Genomic DNA, 24,970 nt, shown 5'->3' with positions numbered 1-24,970 from the left:
GCGGTCGGCTTAGCGCGTCAGGTCCAGCCCCGGCCCGAGCCCGCCCCAGTAGGCGTAGCCGTAGTACAACGCCCAGATGAACAACACCAGGTAGACCACCAGCAGCCACACATTGATGCGGCCATGCCGCGCCTGGATATGGCCGCCACCGTAGCCTTCGGTCTGCTGGTGATGCGGCGCTTCCGGCCCGGCGGGCGGGGTGTCGGGTTCATCATTCATGGCCGGATGTCTCCGCATCGTCATCCTTGACTTCCGCCCGGTAGGCCTTGTACTTGATGGCCTCGGCGTCTTCGAACAGCCCCGACAGCACGGCCCAGATAAACACGCAGACCGCGCCGAGGCTCATGAAGAAGGCCACCACGAATTGCAGGAAGGTGAGTTCAGCCATGCTCGCTCCTAGCGCTTGTCAGCAAATGCGAAGCCGTGCCGCCTGGCCCATGCCTCGCCGGCATAGGTGCTTGGCTGGCCGGGCTGTCCCGGTTCGCCGGCCGCCGGGGGACGATAGGCATGGCGCGATTCGTCGGCGCGCAGGTCGGGGTCGTTCAGCGCCGCCTTCTGCCCGGGCGGGATCGGCAGCGGCTGGCCGGTCAGCGGATCGGTGTAGGCCGACAGGGACAGGACGAAGTAGGCCAGCGCCCAACGGTCGTCCTCGGACACTGTGTCGCTGAACGACGGCATCGGCGTGCCGGACAGCCCCGTACTCATGGTGCGGAAGATGTCCTTCACCGATGCCCCGGACTTGAACTGCCCGGTGGTCAGGTTGGCCGGCGGGATCGGGAAGCCGAAATCGTCCTCGAGCCCGGCCGCTTTCTCGCCGTCGCCCTTGCCGGTGCGCCCGTGGCATTCCCAGCATTTGGCGCGGTCCCAGGCCTGCTTGCCGCGCTGGATCAGCTCGGCCGAGGGCTTGGGCGGCACGCCGATAAAGATTGGCGCGAGCGGGGGTTCTTCGAGGAAGTAGAAGTAGGGCTTGTCGGGCTTGCTGCGGTCGGCCGCCAGCACGTACTTGATGTACTGGATCACGGCCAGCCGGTCTTTTTCCGGCAGTTCGTGCCAGCTCGGCATCGCGGTGCCGCGCACGCCGCGCGTGATGGTGCGCAGCAGGTCGCCGTCATCCGGCATGGAGCCCGACGGCGTGAGCCGGAACTTGAACACGCCCAGCGTGAAATTGCGCGGGCGGTCCTTCTGCATGAACGCCGCGGCCGGTCCGTTGCCGTCGCCCTTTTCGCCATGGCAGCCGAGGCAGCGGCGCTCATACACGTTCTTGCCGTGCGCGATCCATTCTTCCGAGCGCGGGATGCTCGTCTGCGAGGCCTCCATCTGCTGCGGTTCAAAGCGGTCGCGCCACTTGCCGCGGTTGGTGCCGAGCTTTTGCAGGTAGGCCACCAGCGCGCGCAGGTCTTCCGTGTCGGCAATCAGGATCACGGTCTCCCCGGTGAATTCCTTGTTGGGGGTCAGGATCACGGGATACTTCCCGCGCTCCGGGACGTAGAGCAGGCCGGCCTGGTTGGGCGTCAGCGCGATGGTCTCGCTGCTGCCGAAATCGAACAACTGCCGGGTCTCGGGCGTGTTCTCGATGGTGCGGCGGCCCTGCTGGTCGGTGACCAGCCTTGCGGTGTGCGGCTCGGAAAACAGCGCTGAGAAGCGCGGCATGATCGAGTCGGGCGACAACATGCGCGGGTCCCAGAAATGCGCCAGGTGCCAGGCATCGCTGAACTTCAGGCCAACGCGCGAGAGATCGGGGCCGATGCGCCGCGTCGAGAACAGGTGCGGCAGGTCGAACGCATATTCGCCGGCCTGGGAGACCGGGCCCCAGCGCCGGGTCTCGCCGGTGACCGGGCGCACGAACTGCGAGTGGCAGTACCAGCAGCCTTCGCGCGTATAGACCTCGCGGCCGCGCAGCTGCAGCGGCGAGTAGTCGGTGGCGCGCGCTTCCATCCACTTGAGTTCGCCCAGGTCGGTGCGCACCACCTGGGTGACCTTGTCGGTGCGCGACTGCGGCTCCAGCATCGGCAGCACGCCCTGCACGAAGGCGGCCAGCGAGAGGCAGCCGAAGCCCGCGACCAGCGCATAGAAACGCAGGCCGTAGCGGCCATCGGGGCGGCGCGGGGTCATGACGACGCTCCGCGTACGGCGCCCGTGGCGCTGGGTGCCGTGGCGGGCTCCGCCGACAGCACGGTGCGCATCAGGTTATAGACCAGCAGCGACATGCCGATGTCCATCGAGATGCCGGCGGTCGTGCGCACCAGCCAGTAGGGGCGGATGGCCACCAGCGAGTCCAGCCATTCCACGCCGGCCATCAGCATGTAGCCCTGCTGCAGGCCGGCCATGGTCAGGTCCAGTCCCATCAGGCTGATGCCAAAGGTGATCAGCCAAAACGACCAGTTGCCCAGCCGCGGCGACCACAGCGGCCGCGCCACCAGCCGGGGTATGACATAGACCGTGCCGCCGATGGCCCACACCACGAAGGTGCCGAACACCGTCAGGTGCGAGTGCGAGATAACGAAATCACTGAAATGCGTTGGCTGCTGGATCGCGCGCAGGGCCTCGGTCGAACCCTGGAAGCACCCCGCCAGGTACATCAGCGAACCCATGATCAGGAATTTGGCGGTCAGGTTCTGGGTGAAGGTTTGCCAGCGGCCCATCATGGTGCCGAAGAAATTCTGCAATACCGTCCACACCGGCACGATCAGCAGCATCGAGGTGATGATCGCCAGCGTCTCGGCCCAGTCGGCGATGGGGCTGTACAGGTAATGGTGGATGCCGACGAAGGGATAGAACAGCGCCAGCGACCAGAACCCCACCAGCGACAGCTTGTGGCTGTAGACCGGATTCTGCACGCTCGCCGGGAGGAAGTAATAGATCAGCACGTAGCCGGCAGGCGTGATCCACAGTCCCACGATGTAGTGGATGAACAAACCGTGGAAGGCGGCGCTGTTGATGCCGGTGAAGGTGTACGGCAGGATAAAGCTGCCAAGCACCAGGTTCATCACGGTCCAGACAAAGGCGCCAATCAGGTACCACACCGCCACATAGAGCTGCGGCTCGCGCCGGTGCGCGATCGTCATCAGGAACTGCACGGTGGTGACCGTCACCACGAAGAAGATGATCGCGTCGATCACGATCGGGAATTCGCCGGCCTCCAGGCCCTGGTTGTAGCCGAGCATCAGCGAAGCCATGCCGGCAACCAGGCCCAGGTTCCACACCCATACCAGCCAGTGTCCCCAGCGGCCCTTCCAGACCGGCACGCCGCACAGGCGCGGCAGCAGGTAGTAGCACAGGCCGATAAACAGCGTGGAGAAGGCGCCGAAGATCACGCCATTGACGTGCATTGGCCGCAAGCGGCCGAAGGTCAGGTATTGCGAGGTTCCCAGGTAGTCGGGGAAGTTGAACAGGCTGGAGATGGTCACGCCGATGCTGGGCGTGAACATCAGCCAGAACAATCCCCAGTAGAGCCACTTGAGAATAAGCCCGCGGTCGATCAGCGAATCCAGGTCGGGAAATGCTTCGGATGGGTCCGATGTCGCGCGGGCGGCAGTCATATGCTTTTTCTCCTTTTTTTGCAGCCAGCCAAGCGCTCAATGCCTGCCAGGATCAAGCTTGCTGTTGCGGTTCGAGTAATAGATGTAGGCCTCCAGCGCCTTCATGGCCGGCCCGTTGGGGTCGATCTTCTCGCCTTCGTTGGGCTTCTCGATGCACCAGTTGATCATGTCGCGCAGCGTGGCGAACTCGTTCATCTGCTCCTGGAACTTGGGGAACTCATGCGGGTGGGTGTCGGACGCATAGGGGTGGCACATGGCGCAGGCCACACCGGTGTTCGAGAGCTTGACGTTCAGCCGCTTCTCCGCGACGGGATCGCCGTGGAACAGTTGGTCGCCAACCCTTACCTGCTCCATGAACACGTCTTCAAACGCCTTCAGCTGGTCCGCCGTGTGAGGTTCCTTGTGTGCCATCGGCCGGTCGCTGTCGTAGCCGATCAGCAGCAACACGGCCACGCCTGCCGTCAGGGCGCGGGCATGCCATTTGTCGTTCTTCATCATGTCTCTCCTCACGCATTGCTGCGTCGGATGAGGGGGCGGCCGGTCTAGTCTAGATCCGGTCGGCGATGCGCGGGCTGAGGATCTGGTTGCGGTTGTCCTCAGTGCCTGAATCGGCCGGCTGGTCGGCGAAGACCGTCTTGCGCCACATCTTGTACTCGTTCTCCACCCGTCCCTGCGGGGTCATGGTCAGCGTGCTCCAGCCCACGCCATCGAAGTGATCGCCAGGATCGGCGCGGATCATCGGCTTGGTCAGCAGCGGCACGCCTTCCGGCGCGTAGGGCCATGGCCACGAGGTCGCGAGCATGCCGATCGAGCGCAACTTGCCGATCTCGTTGTAGAGCACCTGGTGCGTATGCCCATGGACATTGGTGACATTGGCGTAGGGCTTGAGGATTTCATGCGCCTCGCGCCAGTCGCGGATCCAGAAATTCCACGGCGGGTAGTACTCGTACAGCGGCGTGTGCGTGAACAGGATGACCGGGCTGTTCTTGGGCCAGTTCGACAGCGTGCTGTTGAGCCATCGCAATTGCTTTTCGCCGATCACCGACCATGCGCCGCCCAGGGTGCCGTCGAGCGTGGCCATATGGCCCATGCGTTCTTTCGGCGTCATCTTGCGCGCAGTCCAGAAGTCCGGTGCGCCGGCGATGGTGTTCAGGCCGATCACGCGCACGCCTTTGTGGTCGAAGGTCCAGGGCGTGTTGCCGAAAGTCTTGTTCCAGGTCGACCCCATGTCGAGGTACCAGTCGTGCTCGCCGGGGATGAAGACCTTGCGGATCTTCACTTCCTTGAGCAGTTCGGCGCCGAGCTGCAGTTCGACGGGCTCGCCGAGTTGCGCCAGGTCGCCGCCGAAGATCATGAAGTCGGCCGGCGGATTCATCGCCTGCACTTCCTTGAAGGCGCGCACCGTCTTTTCCACGAAGCGCGAGTTGAGCTCCCTGGGGTAGAGGTGTGTGTCGGAGACCCAGGCGAAGCGGAAGCTCTGGCCGGTTTGCCCGTAGGCCACGTCAAGGGTATTCAGGAGCGGGAAGAATCCGCATGCGGCGGCGCCCGCAACGCCTTTGAGCAGCGCCTGGTGCAGGAATGTGCGGCGCGTCCATACTGCTGCGCCGTCCGGGCGATCGCCCGGACCGGCCAGGGTCCGGTGCAACTCGCGTCGTTCGAGTTCAAATGAGTTCATCTGGCGGTCCTCCGCCCCCCGGGGGATGATGAAAATGGCAGCGGCGAAACTGAACGCTTTATTTCTTTTTGAGTTCGATCGAGAGTTTCGCGGTCTGGCCGCCGGCTACCGTGACTGGCGTCTCGGTGTCGCCGGTGTAGTACTGCGTGGCGACCAGGGTGTAATTGCCTGGCGGAATGTCGTCGATGCGGAAGCTGCCGTCGTCGCTGGTCAGCGCGTAGTACGGGCTGTCGGCGACATAGATGTGGGCCAGCATCCAGCCGTGCGCGTCGCACTCGACCCGGACCAGCCCGGGCCGCGGCAGTTCGCGCGTGATCTTGACCCCTTTGTCCGGTAGCGCAAGGTTGAACGCCGTGCGCTTCCCGTAGAAGCCGTGGGTGTTGTGCAGTATCGGATCGGAGCTGGTCACTTCAAGCTTGCCGGGCCGGATCACCTGCACGGCAGGCTTGAAGATGCACTGTTCCTGGTCGAGCACCGGGACCTTGTCGGGCGCACCCCAGGCCTTGCCCTTGGGCACTTCCTTCAGGTACACGACGGCATCCTGCACGCCCTTGCCGGCGCCCACGCGGATCTGTGGTTCATCGCGCGGGCCGCCGCAGACTTCGCGGTCCTTGGTGGGGATGATCTTGCGGATCGGGACGGTGCCCTGGAAGGTGACCTTGCCTTCGATCTTGCCGCCGCCGCTGACCGGGGCGACTTCATAGGCAAAGGTGGGGACGCTGAACAGGCAGAGCACTGCCAGTTGCATGCAGCAAGCCTTGCGAAGAAAGAAACACATGATGTTTCCCACTCCCGAGCGCACCATGCGCGCTCAACTACTGAGTCCCCCCGGACAGTTCAAGGGTCCAACTGGGCACTATTGATTATCGCTGAAGCATAGTACGCAGGCAGGTCGAAGCAAAGCGCAACTGACATTTTGTGCGCATGCGCGTGATGCCGCGGACGCTCACAGGGAGCAATGCGCTCAATGCAGCATCACCCGCGACACCGCCGCCACCAGCGGCTTGCGTACCGCCCGCTCCACGCCGCGGTGCAGGTGTAGCGGGCGCAGCAGCATCTTCACTGTCATGTCGATCGGCAGGTTCTTGCGGATCACGGCGCTGACGCGGGAGTTCAGCGCCTTCACTTCCTGCTCAGAGACCTCGTCGACGCCGCGCTCCATGCGCAGCACGTTGCGCAGGGCGATGGCGGTATCCTCGTTCTTGATCTCCAGCAGCCGGCGGGCCAGCGCGCGGAACACGCGCATCCGGCCCAGGCGTTCTGACGCGGCAAAGCGGCTGAAGAACTGATAGAAGTGCTTGTAATGCCGAACCTCGTCGTTGGCGATGCGGCGGGTCAGGCCGCGCAGCACCGGCTCGTCGCTGGCCCGTTCCAGCGCGCGGTAATAGGCGGCGGTGCCGGTTTCGACCACGCAGCGGGCGGCCATTTCCAGGGCTTCGGTCGGCTCGAACTGGTCGATCGAGCAGGTCAGGCTGTACTCGTCGAAGAAGCGCGCATAGCCGGCTTCCCAGTCGAAGTCCGGCCAGACATGCTCGATATAGCGGCGCAGCGCCAGGCCGTGCTGCAGTTCCTCGGCCTCCCAGTGCTGTGAAAGCCAGCCGGCGGCGTCCGGCACGCGGGCGTAGTAAGTGGCGAGATTGCCGGCATAGGTATCGGAGCCGCTTTCGATAAACGAGGCCGACACCAGCAAGTAGAACAAGTCGCGGTCGTCGCGGACGCGCTCTACCTCGATTGCCTGGTAATTGATGTCGCTGACAGACCACGGCCGAGCGGCCGCCGACAGTTCACGCATGCTTGGTCCTCCTGGAAATTGCCGCAAGGCAGGGCTTCGGGGGCTTTCATGGGTGCGCGGCTCCCGGAGCGTTTCCGGGATCACGCCGACAGAGCAGAGACTAGCATTTACCCTAATTAGTTTCCCGGCCACTTCACATGCGCGCTGGCTCGGCGCGCAGCTGATGGATGCCAAAGTGCTTGCGGTATCCCCTGTAAGGGGCGGAAAAGCAAAGGAAATGCGCGGAGGAAGATGGCGCCGGGGCAACCGCCAAACGAGCCGGTGAAGGCATCTGCGATGGTATGATTAGCCCCAATTCTCGGGCCCGGGGGGCATTTTGAGGCGCAGGCGGCACGCCGCGCCAACTCTCGCGCAGCCCGGCTTCTGAACGTGGCTATAGCCCCGATACCAGGCTGCGCGCGGTACCCCAAGACGGACCGCTGGCGGCCGATACCACACGAGAAACCGTGCGACTATCCTCGATCAAGCTGGCGGGCTTCAAGTCATTTGTCGATCCCACCAATTTCCAGGTGCCGGGCCAACTGGTCGGCATCGTCGGTCCCAACGGCTGCGGCAAATCCAACATCATCGACGCGGTGCGCTGGGTGCTGGGCGAGTCACGCGCTTCCGAGTTGCGCGGCGAGTCCATGCAGGACGTGATCTTCAACGGTTCCACGGCGCGCAAACAGGCCGGCCGGGCCAGTGTCGAACTGGTGTTCGACAACGCCGAAGGCCGCGCCGCCGGCCAGTGGAGCCAGTACGCCGAAGTGGCGGTCAAGCGCGTGCTGACCCGCGACGGCACCTCGTCCTACTACATCAACAACCAGCCGGTGCGCCGGCGCGATATCCAGGACATTTTCCTGGGCACGGGCCTGGGCCCGCGCGCCTACGCCATCATCGGGCAGGGCATGATCTCGCGCATCATCGAGGCCAAGCCCGATGACATGCGCATCTTCCTGGAGGAAGCCGCGGGCGTGTCCAAGTACAAGGAACGCCGCCGCGAGACCGAGAACCGCCTGTCCGACACGCGCGAGAACCTGACCCGCGTCGAGGACATCCTGCGCGAGCTCGGTGCCAACCTGGAAAAGCTCGAAGGCCAGGCCGAAGTCGCGCAGCGCTTCAAGACGCTGCAGTCCGATGGCGAAGAGAAGCAGCACCTGCTGTGGCTGCTGCGCAAGCGCGAGGCACAGGTCGAGCAGGAACGCCACCAGCGCGCCATCGAGCAGGCCCAGATCGACCTGGAAGCGCAGACCGCGCAGCTGCGGCACGTCGAGGCCGAGCTGGAAACCATGCGTGCCGCGCATTACGCCGCATCGGATGGCATGCACGCGGCGCAGGGGGCCCTGTACGAAGCCAATGCCGAGGTCAGCAAGCTCGAGGCCGAGATCCGCTACGTGGTGGAGTCGCGCAATCGCGTGCAGGCGCAGATCGCCGCGCTGACGACGCAGCGCGAGCAGTGGCAGGGCAAGGCCGAGCAGGCCACCGATGAACTGGCGCAGGCCGAGGAAAACCTCGCCGTGGCCGAAGGCCGCACGGTCGAGGCGCAGGAGGCCGTGGCGCACAAGAACGACGAACTGCCGACGCTGGAAGGCCAGTGGCGCGATGCCCAGCAACTGCTCAACGAGCAGCGCGCCGGCATCATGCAGGCCGAGCAGGCGCTCAAGCTCGAAGCCGCGCAGCAGCGTAGCGCCGACCAGATGCTGCAGCAGCTCGAACAGCGCCGCGAACGCCTGTCGGGCGAGGAAAAGGGGCTGGACCGTCCCGATGAAACCCGGCTGGAACAGGGCCGCGCCGAGCTGGCCGAACAGGAGGCGCTGGTCGAGGAAGCCCAGGCCGTGCTGGCCGATGCTGAAGACAGCGTGCCGCGCCTCGACGAAGAGCGACGCGCCGCTCAGGCGCGTGTGCATAGCGAAGCCGCCGCAATCGCTTCGCTCGAAGCGCGTCTGCATGCGCTGCGCCAGTTGCAGGAGAACGTGCAGACCGACGGCAAGGTGCAGCCGTGGCTGGCCAAGCACGGGCTGGCCGAGCTGCCGCGCCTGTGGAAGAAGGTCCATATCGAGCCGGGCTGGGAAAACGCGCTTGAATCCGTGCTGCGCGAGAAGCTGAATGCGCTGGAAGTGTCCAACCTGGACTGGGTCAAGGCCTTCCTGACGGACGCGCCGCCGGCCAAGCTGGCGTTTTACTCGCCGCCGGCCGCGGCCCGTCCGCTGGAAACGCCGGCGGGGCTGCGTCCGCTGATGTCGCTGGTGCAGATCACCGAGCCGGGCATCCGCGCGGTGATGCAGGACTGGCTGGCCGACATCTTCGTTGCCACCGACATGGCGCAGGCTTTGGCCGCGCGCGGCACGCTGCCCGAAGGCGCGTCGTTCGTGGTGGCCGAAGGCCACGTGGTCGGCCGCAACGCGATCCAGATCTACGCCGCTGATTCCGAGCAGGCCGGCATGCTGGCGCGCGAGCAGGAAATCGAGAACCTGCAGAAGCAGGCGCGCGCGCAGGCGCTGCAGTCGGACGAAGCCAAGACCCAGGCGGTGCGCGCCGAGGCCGCCTACACGCAGGCCAGCCAGGCGCTGGGCGAGGCCCGCTCGCGCGCCGAGCAGGCCACGCGCCGCGTGCACGCGCTGCAGATGGACGTGCTCAAGCTGTCGCAGGCGATGGAGCGCTATGCCGCCCGCAGCGGCCAGATCCGCGAGGAGCTCGAAGAGATCCACGCGCAGATCGAAGAACAACGCGCGATCCGCGCAGAATCCGAAGCCAGCTTCGAGCAGCACGATGCCGCGCTGGCCGAGATGCAGGCCTCGCACGAAGACCAGCAGATGGCCTTCGAGGCGCTGGACAGCAAGCTGTCTGGCGCGCGCCATCAGCTGCGCGACTTCGAGCGCGCGGCGCAGGAAGCGCTCTTCGCCGAGCGCAACCTGTCCAGCCGCATCGACGAACTGCGCCGCAATATCCAGGTCGCGGCCGACCAGGCCGAGCGCATTGCCGAGTCGCTGGAAAACGCGCGCGCCGAGCTCGAAACCATCAACGAGCAGACCGCGCATACCGGCCTGCAGGATGCGCTGGAGCTGCGCGCCGAGAAGGAAGAAAAACTCACCATCGCGCGCACCGAGCTGGACGCGCTGTCGGCGCAGCTGCGCCAGTTTGACGAGCAGCGCCTGGCCGCCGAACGCAGCCTGCAGCCGCTGCGCGACCGCATTACCGAACTGCAGCTCAAGGAGCAGGCCGCGCGCCTGAACCAGGAGCAGTTCAGCGAGCAGCTGACCGAAGCCAAGGTTGACGAAGAGGGGCTGGCGCACAAGCTCACCGGCGACCTGAAGCCGTCGTACCTGCAGGGTGAGGTCACGCGCATCAACAACGCCATCAACGCGCTGGGCCCGGTCAACATGGCCGCGCTGGATGAACTGGCGGCGGCGCGCGAGCGCAAGACCTTCCTCGATGCGCAGTCGGCCGACCTGAACGACGCCATCAATACGCTGGAAGACGCGATCGCCAAGATCGACCAGGAAACCCGCGCGCTGCTGCAGGGCACTTTCGACCAGGTCAACCACCATTTCGGCGAACTGTTCCCGTCGCTGTTCGGCGGCGGCCAGGCGCGCCTGATCATGACCGGCGAGGAAATCCTTGACGCCGGCGTGCAGGTAATGGCGCAGCCCCCGGGCAAGAAGAACTCGACCATCCACCTGCTGTCGGGCGGCGAGAAGGCGCTGACCGCGATCGCGCTGGTGTTCGCGATGTTCCAGCTCAACCCCGCGCCGTTCTGTTTGCTGGACGAGGTGGACGCGCCGCTGGACGACGCGAACACCGAACGCTACGCCAACATGGTGGCGCGCATGTCGAACAAGACTCAGTTCGTTTTCATCTCACATAACAAGATCGCCATGGAAATGGCTCATCAACTCATTGGCGTAACCATGCAGGAGCAAGGCGTTTCGCGGATCGTGGCCGTGGATATGGACGCGGCGGTTTCGATGGCGGAGGCAGCATGAGCAGTAAGCAGGGGCCCCGCGCAGCGGGGCGGCGCACGTCCGCGAATGCTGCGCGCAACCGACACCACCGTGCTGTGATCAACATGGGCGCTTTGGAGATTGCAGCATGAGCAGTAAGCAGGGGCCCCGCGCAGCGGGGCGGCGCACGTCCGCGAATGCTGCGCGCAACCGACACCACGATGCTGTGACCAATATGGGCGCTTTGGAGATTGCAGCATGAAGCTGAACATGGACCTGCAGACCGCGCTGATCGTCGCGGGTTTGGTATTCCTGGCGCTGCTGTTCGGCTATAACCAGTGGCAGATCCGCAAGGCGCGCCGTCCCCGCGAACTGAGCCCCGAGGACGACCTGCCGCCGATGCGCGAGCCGGTGGCCGGCCACGCCACTGCGCCGGAGACCGCGGCGCGGCTGCACGAGGCTGCCGCCGAGTCGGTGCAGCGGCGCGAGCCGACGCTGGCGCCGGGCACCCCGGCAGCACCGTCGCAGCCCAACCACGTAGCCGCTGCTGCCGCTGCCGCGGCCAGCACCGCCGATGCTGACGAGGCCGTGGCGGAAGAGGTCGCGGTGGCTGCCGGCGTGGTGCAGGCCGAGCCCAGCGCCGAAGACGACGCCGAGGTCGTATCCGCACCGGCGCCGAGCCCTGCGGTGGCCGCTGCGCCGGCGCCCGCTGCTGTGCCCGCACCCGCGCCTGCGCCAGCATCGATCCCCGCCCCGGTCGCCGCTCCGGCCGCTCCGGCCGCCCCGGCCGCCGCCGTTCCCGACGGCCAGCCCGCACCGGCCGTGGTCGATCCGCTGATCGACTGCATCGTGCCGCTGCACCTGGAACGCAAGGCCTCCGGCGACCGCATCCTGCCGCTGACCGGCCGGCTGCGCCGCGCCGGCACCAAGCAGGTCCATATCGAGGGCTTGCGCGCCGAAGCCAATGCATGGGAGCCGGTCACCGCCGGCCACCAGTACGAAGACCTGCAGGTCGGCGTACAGCTTGCCAACCGCAGCGGCCCGCTCAATGCGCTGGAGTTCTCCGAGTTCATTACCGCGGTGGAGTCGCTGGCCGAGGCGCTCGATGCCTCCGCAGACCTGCCCGACATGAGCGAGACCGTGGCCAACGCCCGCGAGCTCGATGGCTTTGCCGCCGGCAGCGACGTGCAGCTGGGTGTCAACGTGATTTCCGACGGCGCGCCGTGGTCGGCCGCCTACGTGCAGAACGTGGCCACCCAGGACGGGCTGGTGCTGTCGCGCGACGGCACGCGCTTTATCCGCTACCAGGCCAATGCCGAAGGCGTGCAGCGCCCGCTGTTCACGCTGCAGTTCGGCGATACCAACTTCCTGCGCGATGATTTGACGATCAAATCCGGGCGCCAGATCACGCTGCTGCTCGACGTGCCGCTGGCTGACCAGGGCGCCAAGCCGTTCAAGACGGTTTGCGAGTACGGCAACACGCTGGCCCAGCGCATGGGCGCGCAGCTGGTCGACGACAACATGCGTCCACTGACCGAAGCCTCGTTCATTGCCATCTTCAGCCAGCTGGAAGCGCTCTACCAGAAGCTGGAAGCGCGCGGCATGCCAGCCGGCTCGCCGGTGGCGCTGCGGTTGTTCAGCGTCTAGCCGGAGCCTGCCATGACCGTAAAACCACGCGGCGCGCAGGCTGAAGCCTCCGCGCCCGCCGGCGGCTTGCCGCCCGAAGCCGCAGCCAGGCGCGTCGCCTGGCTGCACGATGAGCTCAACCGCCACAGCTACCAGTACTACGTGCTGGATGCGCCCACCATCCCGGATGCCGAGTACGACGCGCTGTTCAGCGAACTGATGGCGCTCGAGCTCGAGCATCCCGAGCTGCAGTCGCCGGATTCGCCCACGCAGCGTGTCGGCGGCGAGGCGCTGGCCGCCTTCGACACGGTGCGCCACCGCGTGCCGATGCTGTCACTGAACAACGGCTTCGCCGACGACGACGTGCTCAACTTCGACCGCCGCTGCGCGCAGGGCCTGGGCCGCACCGCACCCGCGGCGGGCGAGGCCGACCTGTTCAGCGCGGCCGACGCGGTCGAGTATTCCTGCGAACTGAAGTTCGACGGGTTGGCCATGTCGCTGCGCTATGAAGACGGCCGGCTGGTGCAGGCCGCCACCCGCGGCGATGGCGAGACCGGCGAGGACGTGACCGTCAACGTGCGCACCATCAAGGCGATCCCCTTGAAGTTGCGCGGCCAGGCGCCCGCGGTGCTGGAAGTGCGCGGCGAAGTCTTCATGTATCGCCGCGACTTCGACAAGCTCAATGCACGCCAGGCGGAAGCCGGCGAGAAGACCTTCGTCAATCCGCGCAATGCCGCTGCCGGCAGCCTGCGCCAGCTTGATCCGCGCATCACCGCGAAGCGGCCGCTGTCGTTCTTCGCCTATGGCCTGGGCGAGCTGCAGGGCGTGGATCGTCCGCCCACGCACAGCGCCATGCTCGACGGCTTCGATGCGCTGGGCCTGCCGGTGTGCAAGGAGAGGGCCGTAGTCAAGGGCGCGCAGGGGCTGCTCGATTTCTACCGCGATATCGGCCAGCGCCGCGACGACCTGCCGTACGACATCGACGGCGTGGTCTACAAGGTCAATGCGCTGGCCGAGCAGGACCGGCTGGGCTTTGTCTCGCGTGCGCCGCGCTTTGCGCTGGCGCACAAGTTCCCGGCGCAGGAAATGACCACCATTGTCGAGGACATCGAGGTGCAGGTTGGCCGTACCGGCGCGATCACGCCGGTGGCGCGGCTGCAGCCGGTGTTCGTCGGCGGCGTGACAGTGACCAATGCCACGCTGCATAACGAGGACGAAATCCGCCGCAAGGACGTCCATATCGGCGACACGGTGATCGTGCGCCGCGCCGGCGACGTGATCCCGGAGGTGGTGGCGGTTGTGGCCGAGCGCCGGCCGGCGGATGCGCGCGCCTTCGTGATGCCGACGGCTTGCCCGGTGTGCGGCTCACATATCGAGCGGCTGGAAGACGAGGCGATCGCGCGCTGCACCGGCGGCCTGATCTGCGCGGCGCAGCGCAAGCAGGCGCTGCTGCACTTTGCGCAGCGCCGTGCCATGGATATCGAAGGGCTGGGCGACAAGGTAGTCGAGCAACTGGTCGACCACGGCATCGTGCGCACGCCGGCAGACCTGTACAAGCTTGGCGTGGCCAAGCTGGCGGCGCTGGAGCGCATGGCCGACAAGTCGGCGACCAACCTTGTCGCGGCGATCGAGGCGTCGCGCGAGACGACGATGAACCGCTTCATCTTCGCGCTAGGCATCCGCCATGTGGGCGAAGCCACCGCCAAGGATCTCGCCCGGCATTTCGGCAAGCTTGACGGGCTGATGGCCGCCGACGAAGCCGCGCTGCTGGAGGTCAATGACGTCGGCCCGGTGGTGGCGCAGTCAATCGCGCACTTCTTTGGCGAGCCGCATAACGTCGAGGTCATCGAACAACTTCGCGCCGCAGGGGTACACTGGCCGGAAAGCGAGCCGGCCGCCAGGGCACCGGCACCGCTGTCGGGCAAGACCTTCGTGCTGACCGGCACGCTGCCGACCATGTCGCGCGAGGACGCCAAGGAATTGCTTGAAGCCGCGGGCGCCAAGGTGGCGGGTTCGGTGTCGAAGAAGACCGACTACGTGGTCGCTGGCGCCGAAGCCGGCAGCAAGCTGGACAAGGCCGAGGCCCTGGGCGTGCCGGTGCTGGACGAGGCAGGCATGCTTGCGTTGCTGGCAGAAGCGGGCGCTGCGCCCGTGCAGGAATAAGCCGGGGAAACAGGAAACAGCCATGATCCGCGAGATTCTCAAGATGGGCGATCCGCGCCTGCTGCAGGTGGCGCGGAAGGTGGAGCGTTTCAATACGCCGGAACTGCGCACGCTGATCGAAGACATGTTCGACACCATGGATCACGCCAACGGCGCCGGGCTGGCCGCACCGCAGATCGGCGTGGACCTGCAGGTGGTGATCTTCGGCTTCGACCGCAACCCGCGCTATCCGGATGCGCCGATGGTGCCCAAGACAGTGCTGATGAACCCTGTGCTGGAGATGCTGTCGGACGAGCTGGAAGACGGCTGGGAAGGGTGCCTGTCGGTGCCTGGCCTGCGCGGGGTGGTGCCGCGGCATGTGCGGCTGAAATACAGCGGGTATGACCTGATGGGCAACCGGATCGAGCGGGTCGCCGAGGGCTTCCATGCGCGCGTGGTGCAGCATGAGTGCGACCACTTGCAGGGCATTCTTTATCCGATGCGGATCAAGGATTTTTCGAGGTTCGGGTTTACCGAAATCCTGTTTCCGGATTTGCCGGCCAATAGCGACGACTGAGAGCGACGCGAACACGCACGCTGCTGGTTTGCTCCCCTCTCCCGCTCGCGGGAGAGGGGTCGGGGGAGAGGGACGGAGCATCAACGAAGTGGTGCGCTTCACTTCGTGGACACACCGGCCCTCTCCCCAACCCTCTCCCGCGAGCGGGAGAGGGAGCATGCAATCGGCAACGGATCAGGCTGGCGCCAAGCTTTGCACCCGGACACAAAAAAGCGGCCATCCCGGCCGCTTTTCTTCCCACATCAGAACTTCTCAAACTGCCCCAGGAACCGCCACTGCCCCGGTGGCAGGTCGCCCAGCACCACGCGGCCCATGCGCACGCGCTTCAGGCCAACGACTTCCAGCCCGACCTGCTCGCACATCCGGCGGATCTGGCGCTTGCGGCCCTCGCGCAGCACGAAGCGCAGCTGCTCTTCGTTCTGCCAGCTGACCTTGGCCGGCTTGAGCAGCACGCCATCCAGCGACAGGCCATGGCGCAGCAGTTCGAGCTGGTCGGCGGGAAACACCTCGCTGACATTGCGCTCGACCGCGCCTTGCGGGCCATGCCAGACCACCCGTACCAGGTATTCCTTCTCGACGTTCGAATCCTCACCGATCAGCGCGCGTGCGACGCGGCCATCCTGCGTTAGCACCAGCAGGCCGGTGGAGTCGATATCGAGGCGGCCGGCGGGCGCCAGGCTCTTGCGTTGCCACGGGGCGAAGCGCTTGCGCGTGGTGTCGCCTTCCCACTGGTTCTCGGCGGTGAACAGCACAGCCGCCGGCTCGTAGCCGTCTTCGGCCTGGCCGGAGACGTATCCCACCGGCTTGTTCAGCAGCACGGTGACGCGCTCACCCTGTTCGGAGCGCGCTTCCTGCAGGATCTCGATCTCGGCATCCGGGCGGATGCGGCTGCCCAGTTCGGTCACCGGGTTGCCGTCGACCAGCACCCAGCCGCGCGGAATCCATTCATCGGCTTCGCGGCGCGAGCACAAGCCGAGTTCGGACATGCGCTTGGACAGGCGCACCAGGCCGTCGTCATGGGTGGCCTCAGGCGCGTCGTCGCGTGCGGGCTTCTGCGGGCGCGGGGCCGGTGCCTGCGGCCGGGACGTTCCGGTGGCATCGCTGAAGCGGCGCGCCGGCGCGGAGCCATCGCGGCGGCGTTCGCCGGCGGGGGCAGGACGACGAGGACGGTTATCGTCGTCGCCGTAGCGCCGCGGACGGTTGTCGTCGTCACCAGAGCGCCGCGGCGGACGCGACTCATTGCCTTCGAAGCGGCGTGGACGCGCTTCACCGCGATCGTCGCCATAACGGCGGGGACGGTTGTCGTCATCGCCAAAGCGCCGCGGCGGCCGTGCTTCATTGCCTTCGAAACGGCGCGGCCGTGCTTCGCCGCGATCGTCGCCATAGCGGCGGGGACGGTTGTCGTCGTCGCCAGAGCGCCGCGGCGGCCGGGACTCATTGCCTTCGAAACGGCGTGGACGCGCTTCGCCGCGATCGTCGCCGTAGCGCCGCGGACGATTGTCGTCGTCACCAGAGCGCCGCGGCGGCCGTGCTTCGTTGCCTTCGAAGCGGCGCGGACGTGCTTCGCCCCGATCGTCGCCATAGCGGCGGGGACGGTTGTCGTCGTCGCCAAAGCGCCGCGGCGGCCGCGATTCATTGCCTTCGAAGCGACGCGGGCGTGCTTCGCCACGGTCGTCGCCATAACGGCGCGGACGGTTGTCGTCGTCGCCAAAGCGCCGCGGCGGCCGTGCTTCATTGCCTTCGAAGCGGCGCGGACGTGCTTCGCCGCGATCGTCGCCGTAGCGGCGGGGACGGTTGTCGTCGTCGCCAAACCGCCGCGGCGGCCGCGATTCATTGCCTTCGAAGCGACGCGGGCGTGCTTCGCCACGGTCGTCGCCGTAGCGGCGTGGGCGATTGTCGTCGTCGCCAAAACGGCGAGGTGGCCGCGCTTCGCCTTCGGCACGGCGTGGCCGTGCCTGGCGCTCGCCGTCAGCGGGGCGCGGCGAACGCGGCTTGCGCACGTCGCCGCCAGCTTGCGCTTCGCCCGGCACGCGGCGGCCGGCACCCTTGCCACCGTCACTTTGCTGCGCACGCTTGATGCCTTCGGTCACCGCTCGCACGCGGTTCCGGTTCAGGTCCGAAACCCGCACCGGGCGGTTGCCGGTCTTGCGTGCGGCCGTGCCGGTATCGCTTGCGGCCTTGATGCCTAGCGTCTTGCGCTTCGGCGAATTGCTGTCGGTCATATCGTTGATGCTGTCTGCCGCTTCAGATCGCGAGGGCAGCGAGCAAGTCCTGTTCAAGCTGAATCTGCAATCGGTTGTCGGCGGCCAGGCGGCTGCCGTCTACCAGGAACACGTCTTCGACGCGTTCGCCCAGGGTGTTGATGCGTGCCGAATGCACGGACACGCGATGCCGTGCCAGTACGCGGGCGATGGCGTACAGCAGGCCGGTGCGGTCGTTGGCGGACAGCGACAGCAGGTAATACTGGCCGCGCTCGTCCGGGCGCAGGTCCACGCGCGGCTTGATCGGGAAGCTGCGCGACTGGCGCGACAGGCGTCCCTGCGTGGGCTCGGCAAGGGCGCCCTGCTGGCGCAGCTTTTCGCCAAGCTCGTGTTCCACCAGCGCGATGATGTCGCGGTAATTGCCGCGGTCGTTGCCATTCCTTGCCATGCCAGGGTCGGTGACCTGGAACGTGTCGAGCGCGTAGCCATGGCGCGTGGTGTGGATCTTGGCGTCCTGGATCGAGAACGCCTTGCGCTCGAAATAGCCGCAGATGCGCGCGAACAGGTCGGGCTGGTCCTGCACGTAGACCGCTACCTGCAGGCCCTCGCCGGCAGGCGAGATGCGTGCCTTCACCACCGGCGCGGGGCTGTCGACCTTGTCGTACAGGTGCCGCGTGAGCCAGGCGATATCGCGCGCGTCATGGCGCAGGAAGAATGCCACGTCGAGCTGCGCCCACAGCGGCTTGCCCAGCTCGGGGTCGAACGCCTTGAGCCGCAGCGTCGAGATGGTTTCTTCCTTGCGCTGCGCCCACAGCGAATGCGAATCGACCTTGGCGCCGCCGAGTACGCGCAGCGTGATCCGGTACAGGTCTTCCAGCAGCTTGCCCTTCCACGCGTTCCAGACCTTGGGGCTGGTGCCGCGGATATCGGCCACCGTCAGCAGGTACAGCGCGGTCAGGTAGCGTTCGCTGCCGACCGCGCGCGCGAAGGTATGCACGACTTCCGGATCGGTCAGGTCCTGCTTCTGCGCCACGTGGCTCATGGTCAGGTGATGCTCGACCAGCCAGCTGATCAGGTCGGCATCTTCGCGCGCGATGCCATGCTGCTTGCAGAAGCGGCGCGCGTCCTGCGTGCCGAGCTTGGAATGGTCGCCGCCGCGGCCCTTGGCGATGTCGTGGAACAGCGCCGCCACCCACAGTACCCACGGCTTGTCGAAGCTCGCCATCAGCTGGCTGCAGAACGGGAATTCGTGCGTGTGCTCGACGATGGCGAAGCGGCGCATATTGCGCACCACCATCAGGATGTGCTGGTCCACGGTATAGACGTGGAACAGGTCGTGCTGCATCTGCCCGACAATGCGGCGGAAGTTGATCAGGTAGCGCCCCAGCACGCTGGTCTGGTTCATCAGCCGCAGCGCGTGGGTGATGCCCTGCGGCTCCTGCATGATCGCCAGGAACAGGCGGCGGTTTTCCGGGTCGTTGCGCCAGCCCGCGTTCATGATGGTGCGTGCGTTGTACAGCCCGCGCAGCGTGCGCGGCGACAGGCCCTTCACGCCGGGCGTGCGCTGGTACAGCAGGAAGGTTTCCAGGATCGCGTGCGGATCGCGATCGTAGACGTCGTCGCTGGTGATTTCCAGCATGCCCTGGCGCTCGACAAAGCGTTCGTTGAGCACGCGCGTGACCTGCGACTCGCTCGGGAACAGCATGGCCTCGATGTTCAGCAGCAGCACGCTGTTGAGCTGCGTGACGGCCTTCGCCGCCCAGTAATAGCGCCGCATCAGCTGCTCGCTGGCGCGCTTGTTCGTGGTCTGGCGGTAGCCGAAGGATTCCGCCAGCGCGGTCTGCAGGTCGAATACCAGCACGTCCTGGCGCCGGCCCGCCACCAGGTGCAGGCGCGCGCGGATGGTCTTGAGCAGGCGCTCGTTGCGCGCCAGCTCCTGCGCTTCGCGCTGCGTCAGCAGCCCGCGCTCGAACAGTTCTTTCCAGCTGTCGCCCAGGCCCGCTGCCTTGGTCATCCACAGGATCACCTGCAGGTCGCGCAGGCCGCCCGGACTTTCCTTGCAGTTGGGCTCGAGCGCGTAGGGGGTGTCCTGGTACTTGGCGTGGCGCTGGCGCATTTCCAGCAGCTTGGCCTGGAAGAACGCGGCCGGGTCCAGGTCGGCGAGATAGCGCGTGCGCATGGACTCGAACAACTTGCGGCTGCCGGTCAGCAGCCGTGCCTCCAGCAACGAGGTCTGGATGGTGACGTCCTGGCGCGACTCGCGGATGCAATCGTCCACGGTGCGTACTGACGAGCCGATCTCCAGCCCCAGGTCCCAGCACAAGCCGATAAAGCGTTCCAGCCGCCCGGTGGTGTCCTGGTCGGGCTCGGCGGGCAGCAGCAGCAGCACGTCGACATCCGAATAGGGCAGCAGTTCGCCGCGGCCGTAGCCGCCCACCGCCACCAGCGCCGCACCCGCGGGCATCTCCAGGCCGCGCCATGCTTCCACCAGCGCCGCGTCGACGGCGCGGCGCAGGCGCGTGATCAGCGTGCCGACGTTGGCGCTGGCGTTGAAGTCGGCAAACAGCGCCTGCTTGTCGGCTTTGAGCTGGTCGCGCACGCGCGCGGCCAGCAGCAGTTCCGGCGTGGTGTCCATGGAGAGGGCGGGGTGGTTCGTGGGCACGGCTGGAAAAATAAGGGCGCCGGTCAGGCGCCCTGGCTGGTGTGCGACCTCAGGCCGCGACGGATTCCGTAATGAAGGCCGGCGGCGCCGGGGTGCCGGCGGATACCGTCAGCACCTCATATCCGGTCTCGGTGACCAGCACGGTGTGCTCCCACTGCGCCGACAGGCTGCGGTCGCGGGTCTTGACCGTCCACTGGTCGGGCATGGTGCGGATATCGCGCTTGCCGGCGTTGATCATCGGCTCCACGGTGAAGATCATGCCGGCCTTGATCTCGGCGCCGGTGCCGGCGCGGCCGTAGTGCAGGATCTGCGGGTCTTCGTGGAAGTTCTTGCCGATGCCGTGGCCGCAGTATTCGCGCACCACGCTGTAGCCGGCGGCTTCGGCGTGCACCTGGATGGCATGGCCGATATCGCCCAGGCGCGCGCCGTGGCGTACCTGCGCGATGCCCCGCCACATGCATTCGTACGTCACCTGCGCCAGGCGCTTGGCGAGGATCGAGCCCTCGCCGGCGATAAACATGCGGCTGGTGTCGCCGTAATAGCCTTCCTTGGTGATGACGGTGATGTCCAGGTTGACCGCATCGCCGCTCTTGAGCACGCGCTCGCCCGGGATGCCGTGGCAAATCACGTCGTTGACCGAGGTGCAGATCGCGCCGGGGAAGGGCGGGTAGCCGGGGGGCGCATAGTTCAGCGGCGCCGGCACGGTGCCTTGCACGTCACGCATGTACGCGTGGCACAGGCGATCCAGTTCGCCCGTGGTGACGCCAGGCTGGACGAAGGGCGTGATGTAGTCGAGGACTTCGGAGGCAAGGCGGCAAGCCACGCGCATCTGGGCGATGTCTTCGGCGGTGTTCAGGTAAATGCTCATGCTGCGTCGCCAAAAGTGATGGCGGGGCCACTGGCCGCGCCGAATTCGAAAGATTAATGTGGGATTATCGCACCATCGGAGCCTGATCGCAGCCTGCGTGGGGGCGCTTTCAGACGGTGCATCTCCAGGGCCTGCGCTGCGGCCAGGATCGGGCGGCTTGAGCGCTCCGGGCTTTTTTTGCTAGAATAGCGGGCTGACTTGGTTGCGGCGCAGCATTAGACCCGCCAGGTCGGTATTTTGCAGCATCTGCTGCGATGTTTTTTGTTTTTGGAAATCGCTGGCCCGCCTATCCGGGGTGTTCCTTTTCAGGAATGTCGGGGCGGGCTTCAGACCTAACCCTTTGGAGAATCACATGTCCGTTACCATGCGCGAAATGCTGGAAGCCGGTTGCCACTTCGGCCACCAGACCCGCTTCTGGAACCCGAAGATGGCCCCCTTCATCTTCGGTCATCGCAACAAGATCCACATCATCAACCTCGAAAAGACGCTGCCGATGTTCCAGGACGCCATGAAGTACGTGCGTCAGCTGGCAGCCAATCGCGGCACCATCCTTTTTGTGGGCACCAAGCGCCAGTCGCGCGAAATCCTGGCTGAAGAAGCAGGCCGCGCCGGCATGCCTTACGTCGACGCCCGCTGGCTCGGCGGCATGCTGACCAACTTCAAGACGGTCAAGACCTCGATCAAGCGCCTGAAGGACATGGAAGCCGCCAAGGAAGCCGGCGCGCTGGAAACCATGAGCAAGAAGGAAGCGCTGATGTTCGAGCGCGAGATGATCAAGCTGGAAAAGTCGATCGGCGGCATCAAGGACATGGGCGGCGTGCCTGACGCCATCTTCGTGGTCGACGTCGGCTACCACAAGATTGCCGTGACCGAAGCCAAGAAGCTGGGCATCCCCGTGATCGGCGTGGTCGATACCAACCACTCGCCGGACGGCATCGACTATGTGATCCCGGGTAACGACGACTCGAGCAAGGCTGTGGCCCTGTACGTGCGCGGCGTGGCTGACGCGATCCTGGAAGGCCGTGCCAACGCGGTGCAGGAAGTCGTTGAAGCCGCCCGCGGCGACGACGAATTCGTCGAAGTGCAGGAAGGCTGATAGCCTCCGGCCCGCTGCCTGAAAGGAACCGAGAAGGAACCCGATAGCGCGCACGTCAACACACGACAGGCAAGCTTCGCTTGCCGCCCGGTACATCGGGCAGCGCGCAGGGCGCAAGCCGGGGTACGTCGGCGGCAGGGCAAAAAAGGGGGCACATTTGGCGCCCCCTTTTTTCGAATTTGAATTGTTGTCATCCGCCGCAGGCAATATCTGCCGCGGATGCGCTGTAGACCCACCGACCGGGTGCCGCGGGCGACTGCCGGGGCCCGGCGCGAACCATTCAAGGAGTGACAAATGGCGGCAATTACCGCAAGCATGGTTGCAGAACTGCGCGCGAAGACCGACGCGCCGATGATGGAATGCAAGAAGGCCCTGACCGAGGCCGACGGCGACCTGAACAAGGCCGAAGAGCTGCTGCGCGTCAAGCTGGGCAACAAGGCCAGCAAGGCCGCATCGCGCGTGACCGCCGAAGGCGTGGTCGCTTCGTTCATCGACGGCACCACCGGCGTGCTGGTCGAGCTGAACTGCGAGACCGATTTCGTCTCCAAGAACGATGACTTCCTGGCTTTCTCGGCCAAGGTTGCAGAACTGATCGCCAAGCAGAACCCGGCCGACGTGGCTGCCCTGTCGGCGCTGGACCTCGACGGCGTGAGCGTGGAGGCCACCCGCACGGCCCTGATCGGCAAGATCGGCGAAAACCTGACGATCCGCCGCTTTGTCCGCTACGCCAACGGCGGCAAGCTGGTTTCGTACCTGCACGGCACCCGTATCGGCGTGATGGTCGAGTTCGACGGCGACGAAGCCGCCGCCAAGGACGTCGCCATGCACGTGGCCGCCATGAAGCCGGTGTCGCTGTCGGCCGAGCAGGTCCCCGCCGACCTGATCGCCAAGGAGCGCAGCATCGCCGAGCAGAAGGCCGCCGAGTCGGGCAAGCCGGCCGAGATCGTCGCCAAGATGGTCGAAGGTTCGGTGCAGAAGTACCTGAAGGAAGTGTCGCTGTTCAACCAGCCGTTCGTGAAGAACGACAAGCAGACCGTCGAGCAGATGCTCAAGGCTGCCAACACGACCGTGAAGGGCTTCACCCTGTACGTCGTGGGCGAAGGCATCGAGAAGAAGCAGGACGACTTCGCTGCTGAAGTGGCCGCCCAGGTGGCCGCTGCTCAAAAGGGCTGATGTCCGGGGCGCGCCGGCCTGCCCTTGCGGGCGGGGCCGGGCGCCTATAATGCCGCAGGGGCGCCGCAAGGTGCCCCTCTGCATAAGTAGTGCAGCGTTGCGTATTGCGCCACGCAGCACGTTGCACTGCAGCAGTCAGTTTTCGCGGTCGTCTTCCTGTCGCCTGGCGGCAGGGCCGGGCGACCCCGAAAACCGGCTTTCTTCCGCCGACGGCGCGTCGATCCGCGCCGCCGGTGTCAAAAAATCAATCGTCTCATTTGTGTTGAGTCCCAAACGAGCGACTTGCTCCTGTCCGAGGGTAAACATGCCAGCCTACAAGCGCGTCCTTCTGAAACTGTCCGGTGAAGCCCTGATGGGCGACGATGCCTTTGGCATCAACCGCTCCACCATCGAGGCGATGGTGAACGATATTGCCGAGATCGTGAAGCTCGGTGTCCAGGTCGCGGTGGTCATTGGCGGCGGCAATATCTTCCGCGGCGTCGCGGGCGGCGCGGCCGGCATGGATCGCGCCACGGCCGACTACATGGGCATGCTGGCCACCATGATGAACGCGCTGGCCCTGCAGGACGCGATGCGCCATGCCAATATCGAAGGCCGCGTGCAGTCCGCGCTGCGCATGGACCAGGTGGTCGAGCCGTACATCCGCCCGCGCGCCATTCGCCAGCTGGAAGAGGGCAAGGTGGTGATCTTCGCCGCCGGCACCGGCAACCCGTTCTTCACCACCGACACCGCCGCCGCGCTGCGCGGCTCGGAAATCGGTGCCGAGGTCGTGCTCAAGGCGACCAAGGTGGACGGCGTCTACACCGCCGACCCCAAGAAGGACCCGAGCGCCACGCGCTACACCACCATCAGCTTCGACGAGGCCATCTCCCGCAACCTGCAGGTGATGGATGCCACCGCCTTCGCGTTGTGCCGTGACCAGAAGCTGCCGATCCGGGTGTTCTCGATCGTCAAGCCGGGCGCGCTCAAGCGTGTGATCCTGGGCGAAGACGAGGGTACCCTGGTCCACGTCTGAGCGCGGTGCCCGCCGATGCCGCGCCACGGCGCTGGTGTCTGGCCGGGCAAAGAGTAGAATGATTCATTTTCGATCCCGCCCGGCGGGATCATGGTTGGCTGATTTCCGGAGGTTAACATGAGCGTCGCCGACACAAAGAAGAGCGTCGAGCAGAAGATGCAGAAGTCGATCGAAGCCTTCAAGGCCGATCTGGCGAAGATCCGCACTGGCCGTGCCCACACCGGCCTGCTCGACCACGTTCAGGTGGATTACTACGGTTCGATGGTGCCGATCAGCCAGGTCGCCAGCGTTGGCCTGGCTGATGCCCGCACCATTACGGTGCAGCCGTGGGAAAAGAAGATGGTTGGCGCGGTCGAGAAGGCTATTCGCGACTGCGACCTGGGCCTGAACCCGGCCACCATGGGCGACGTGATCCGCGTGCCGATGCCCGCGCTGACCGAGGAGCGCCGCAAGGAGCTGACCAAGGTCGTCAAGGGTGAGGCGGAAGGCGCCAAAGTGGCGGTGCGCAACCTGCGCCGCGATGCCAACGAGCAGTTCAAGAAGCTGGTCAAGGACAAGACCATCTCGGAAGACGATGAGCGCCGCGGCCAGGACGAAGTACAGAAGCTGACCGACAAGTACGTCGCCGAGATCGACAAGATGGTCGCCGAAAAAGAGAAGGAGATCATGACGGTCTGACGCTGT

20 protein-coding genes are annotated in these 24,970 nt (G+C 65.9%); 8 read left to right on the top strand and 12 right to left on the bottom strand.

The features are described from left to right. Window positions 1-9: 9 nt before the first annotated feature. The 8 genes from ACIP1U_RS06655 to ACIP1U_RS06620 form a co-directional block, all read right to left on the bottom strand. Window positions 10-219 (bottom strand): hypothetical protein, encoded by a 210-nt coding sequence (locus tag ACIP1U_RS06655; RefSeq protein WP_400312992.1) that lies wholly within the window; start codon window positions 217-219, stop codon window positions 10-12. Next, entirely contained in the window at window positions 212-388 is a 177-nt protein-coding gene (gene ccoS, locus ACIP1U_RS06650) for a cbb3-type cytochrome oxidase assembly protein CcoS (protein WP_400312991.1), read from the bottom strand. The genes ACIP1U_RS06655 and ccoS overlap by 8 nt, the downstream gene beginning before the upstream one ends. An 8-nt stretch (window positions 389-396) precedes the next feature. After that, window positions 397-2,112, bottom strand: coding sequence for a cbb3-type cytochrome c oxidase subunit II (locus ACIP1U_RS06645; RefSeq protein WP_400312990.1), 1,716 nt, complete (start codon window positions 2,110-2,112; stop codon window positions 397-399). Further along, window positions 2,109-3,539 carry a cbb3-type cytochrome c oxidase subunit I gene (locus ACIP1U_RS06640; protein WP_400312987.1) on the bottom strand — a complete coding sequence of 477 codons (1,431 nt, stop codon included), beginning with the start codon at window positions 3,537-3,539 and terminating at the stop codon, window positions 2,109-2,111. The genes ACIP1U_RS06645 and ACIP1U_RS06640 overlap by 4 nt, the downstream gene beginning before the upstream one ends. Window positions 3,540-3,575: 36 nt before the next feature. Beyond that, entirely contained in the window at window positions 3,576-4,037 is a 462-nt protein-coding gene (locus tag ACIP1U_RS06635; protein WP_400312984.1) for a hypothetical protein, read from the bottom strand. A gap of 49 nt (window positions 4,038-4,086) precedes the next feature. Beyond that, window positions 4,087-5,214 carry a metallophosphoesterase family protein gene (locus ACIP1U_RS06630; RefSeq protein WP_400312981.1) on the bottom strand — a complete coding sequence of 376 codons (1,128 nt, stop codon included), beginning with the start codon at window positions 5,212-5,214 and terminating at the stop codon, window positions 4,087-4,089. A gap of 58 nt (window positions 5,215-5,272) precedes the next feature. Further along, a complete protein-coding gene (locus ACIP1U_RS06625; protein WP_400312978.1) occupies window positions 5,273-5,992 on the bottom strand; it encodes a carboxypeptidase regulatory-like domain-containing protein in 720 nt (239 codons plus the stop codon). A gap of 186 nt (window positions 5,993-6,178) precedes the next feature. Then, window positions 6,179-7,006, bottom strand: coding sequence for a ferritin-like domain-containing protein (locus ACIP1U_RS06620; protein ID WP_400312976.1), 828 nt, complete (start codon window positions 7,004-7,006; stop codon window positions 6,179-6,181). Between the two features lie 446 nt (window positions 7,007-7,452). On the opposite strand from ACIP1U_RS06620, the gene smc reads away from it, so the two are divergent. From smc to def, 4 genes are all read left to right on the top strand, one after another. Further along, window positions 7,453-10,968 carry a chromosome segregation protein SMC gene (gene smc, locus ACIP1U_RS06615; protein ID WP_400312974.1) on the top strand — a complete coding sequence of 1,172 codons (3,516 nt, stop codon included), beginning with the start codon at window positions 7,453-7,455 and terminating at the stop codon, window positions 10,966-10,968. A gap of 216 nt (window positions 10,969-11,184) precedes the next feature. Then, window positions 11,185-12,573, top strand: a complete 1,389-nt coding sequence (locus tag ACIP1U_RS06610; protein ID WP_400312972.1) for a cell division protein ZipA C-terminal FtsZ-binding domain-containing protein — start codon at window positions 11,185-11,187, stop codon at window positions 12,571-12,573. 12 nt (window positions 12,574-12,585) lie between these two features. Then, entirely contained in the window at window positions 12,586-14,715 is a 2,130-nt protein-coding gene (gene ligA / locus ACIP1U_RS06605; RefSeq protein WP_400312970.1) for an NAD-dependent DNA ligase LigA, read from the top strand. Window positions 14,716-14,737: 22 nt separating this feature from the next. Beyond that, window positions 14,738-15,271 (top strand): peptide deformylase, encoded by a 534-nt coding sequence (gene def / locus ACIP1U_RS06600; protein WP_209805213.1) that lies wholly within the window; start codon window positions 14,738-14,740, stop codon window positions 15,269-15,271. A gap of 242 nt (window positions 15,272-15,513) precedes the next feature. On the opposite strand, the gene ACIP1U_RS06595 is transcribed toward def, so the two are convergent. The 3 genes from ACIP1U_RS06595 to map form a co-directional block, all read right to left on the bottom strand. Next, entirely contained in the window at window positions 15,514-17,493 is a 1,980-nt protein-coding gene (locus ACIP1U_RS06595; RefSeq protein ID WP_400312967.1) for a pseudouridine synthase, read from the bottom strand. 22 nt (window positions 17,494-17,515) lie between these two features. Beyond that, window positions 17,516-20,107 (bottom strand): [protein-PII] uridylyltransferase, encoded by a 2,592-nt coding sequence (locus ACIP1U_RS06590; protein WP_400312965.1) that lies wholly within the window; start codon window positions 20,105-20,107, stop codon window positions 17,516-17,518. A 76-nt stretch (window positions 20,108-20,183) separates the two neighbouring features. After that, window positions 20,184-21,002, bottom strand: a complete 819-nt coding sequence (gene map / locus ACIP1U_RS06585; protein WP_400312962.1) for a type I methionyl aminopeptidase — start codon at window positions 21,000-21,002, stop codon at window positions 20,184-20,186. 352 nt (window positions 21,003-21,354) lie between these two features. Between map and rpsB the strand changes: the two genes are divergently transcribed. Both rpsB and tsf read left to right on the top strand, forming a co-directional pair. Beyond that, window positions 21,355-22,098, top strand: coding sequence for a 30S ribosomal protein S2 (rpsB, locus tag ACIP1U_RS06580; protein ID WP_400312959.1), 744 nt, complete (start codon window positions 21,355-21,357; stop codon window positions 22,096-22,098). A 294-nt stretch (window positions 22,099-22,392) separates the two neighbouring features. Beyond that, window positions 22,393-23,271 carry a translation elongation factor Ts gene (gene tsf, locus ACIP1U_RS06575; RefSeq protein WP_400312956.1) on the top strand — a complete coding sequence of 293 codons (879 nt, stop codon included), beginning with the start codon at window positions 22,393-22,395 and terminating at the stop codon, window positions 23,269-23,271. 135 nt (window positions 23,272-23,406) lie between these two features. Here the strand turns inward: tsf and ACIP1U_RS06570 are convergent, their stop codons facing one another. Further along, the gene (locus ACIP1U_RS06570; protein WP_400312954.1) at window positions 23,407-23,577 is read right to left on the bottom strand and encodes a hypothetical protein; all 171 of its coding nucleotides are present in this window, start codon (window positions 23,575-23,577) and stop codon (window positions 23,407-23,409) included. On the opposite strand from ACIP1U_RS06570, the gene pyrH reads away from it, so the two are divergent. Continuing rightward, window positions 23,576-24,286, top strand: coding sequence for a UMP kinase (gene pyrH / locus ACIP1U_RS06565; protein ID WP_317919594.1), 711 nt, complete (start codon window positions 23,576-23,578; stop codon window positions 24,284-24,286). The two genes, ACIP1U_RS06570 and pyrH, sit on opposite strands and share 2 nt — an antisense overlap. Before the next feature lie 117 nt (window positions 24,287-24,403). Then, window positions 24,404-24,964, top strand: a complete 561-nt coding sequence (frr, locus tag ACIP1U_RS06560) for a ribosome recycling factor (RefSeq protein ID WP_400312951.1) — start codon at window positions 24,404-24,406, stop codon at window positions 24,962-24,964. Window positions 24,965-24,970 lie beyond the last annotated feature (6 nt).

The sequence above is a fragment of the Cupriavidus sp. NPDC089707 genome, from assembly GCF_044748965.1.
In the GTDB taxonomy this organism is placed as follows: domain Bacteria; phylum Pseudomonadota; class Gammaproteobacteria; order Burkholderiales; family Burkholderiaceae; genus Cupriavidus.
The sequence above is the reverse complement of the archived record's forward strand: the minus strand, read 5'-3'. Positions and strand labels throughout refer to the sequence as shown.

What these genes read in the sequence shown, in the direction of transcription:
- ACIP1U_RS06655 (WP_400312992.1), bottom strand. Translation starts at nt 219, where the DNA reads ATGAATGATGAACCCGACACCCCGCCCGCCGGGCCGGAAGCGCCGCAT.
- ccoS (WP_400312991.1), bottom strand. Translation starts at nt 388, where the DNA reads ATGGCTGAACTCACCTTCCTGCAATTCGTGGTGGCCTTCTTCATGAGC.
- ACIP1U_RS06645 (WP_400312990.1), bottom strand. Translation starts at nt 2,112, where the DNA reads ATGACCCCGCGCCGCCCCGATGGCCGCTACGGCCTGCGTTTCTATGCG.
- ACIP1U_RS06640 (WP_400312987.1), bottom strand. Translation starts at nt 3,539, where the DNA reads ATGACTGCCGCCCGCGCGACATCGGACCCATCCGAAGCATTTCCCGAC.
- ACIP1U_RS06635 (WP_400312984.1), bottom strand. Translation starts at nt 4,037, where the DNA reads ATGATGAAGAACGACAAATGGCATGCCCGCGCCCTGACGGCAGGCGTG.
- ACIP1U_RS06630 (WP_400312981.1), bottom strand. Translation starts at nt 5,214, where the DNA reads ATGAACTCATTTGAACTCGAACGACGCGAGTTGCACCGGACCCTGGCC.
- ACIP1U_RS06625 (WP_400312978.1), bottom strand. Translation starts at nt 5,992, where the DNA reads ATGTGTTTCTTTCTTCGCAAGGCTTGCTGCATGCAACTGGCAGTGCTC.
- ACIP1U_RS06620 (WP_400312976.1), bottom strand. Translation starts at nt 7,006, where the DNA reads ATGCGTGAACTGTCGGCGGCCGCTCGGCCGTGGTCTGTCAGCGACATC.
- ACIP1U_RS06610 (WP_400312972.1), top strand. Translation starts at nt 11,185, where the DNA reads ATGAAGCTGAACATGGACCTGCAGACCGCGCTGATCGTCGCGGGTTTG.
- ligA (WP_400312970.1), top strand. Translation starts at nt 12,586, where the DNA reads ATGACCGTAAAACCACGCGGCGCGCAGGCTGAAGCCTCCGCGCCCGCC.
- def (WP_209805213.1), top strand. Translation starts at nt 14,738, where the DNA reads ATGATCCGCGAGATTCTCAAGATGGGCGATCCGCGCCTGCTGCAGGTG.
- ACIP1U_RS06595 (WP_400312967.1), bottom strand. Translation starts at nt 17,493, where the DNA reads ATGACCGACAGCAATTCGCCGAAGCGCAAGACGCTAGGCATCAAGGCC.
- ACIP1U_RS06590 (WP_400312965.1), bottom strand. Translation starts at nt 20,107, where the DNA reads ATGGACACCACGCCGGAACTGCTGCTGGCCGCGCGCGTGCGCGACCAG.
- map (WP_400312962.1), bottom strand. Translation starts at nt 21,002, where the DNA reads ATGAGCATTTACCTGAACACCGCCGAAGACATCGCCCAGATGCGCGTG.
- rpsB (WP_400312959.1), top strand. Translation starts at nt 21,355, where the DNA reads ATGTCCGTTACCATGCGCGAAATGCTGGAAGCCGGTTGCCACTTCGGC.
- tsf (WP_400312956.1), top strand. Translation starts at nt 22,393, where the DNA reads ATGGCGGCAATTACCGCAAGCATGGTTGCAGAACTGCGCGCGAAGACC.
- pyrH (WP_317919594.1), top strand. Translation starts at nt 23,576, where the DNA reads ATGCCAGCCTACAAGCGCGTCCTTCTGAAACTGTCCGGTGAAGCCCTG.
- ACIP1U_RS06570 (WP_400312954.1), bottom strand. Translation starts at nt 23,577, where the DNA reads ATGTTTACCCTCGGACAGGAGCAAGTCGCTCGTTTGGGACTCAACACA.
- frr (WP_400312951.1), top strand. Translation starts at nt 24,404, where the DNA reads ATGAGCGTCGCCGACACAAAGAAGAGCGTCGAGCAGAAGATGCAGAAG.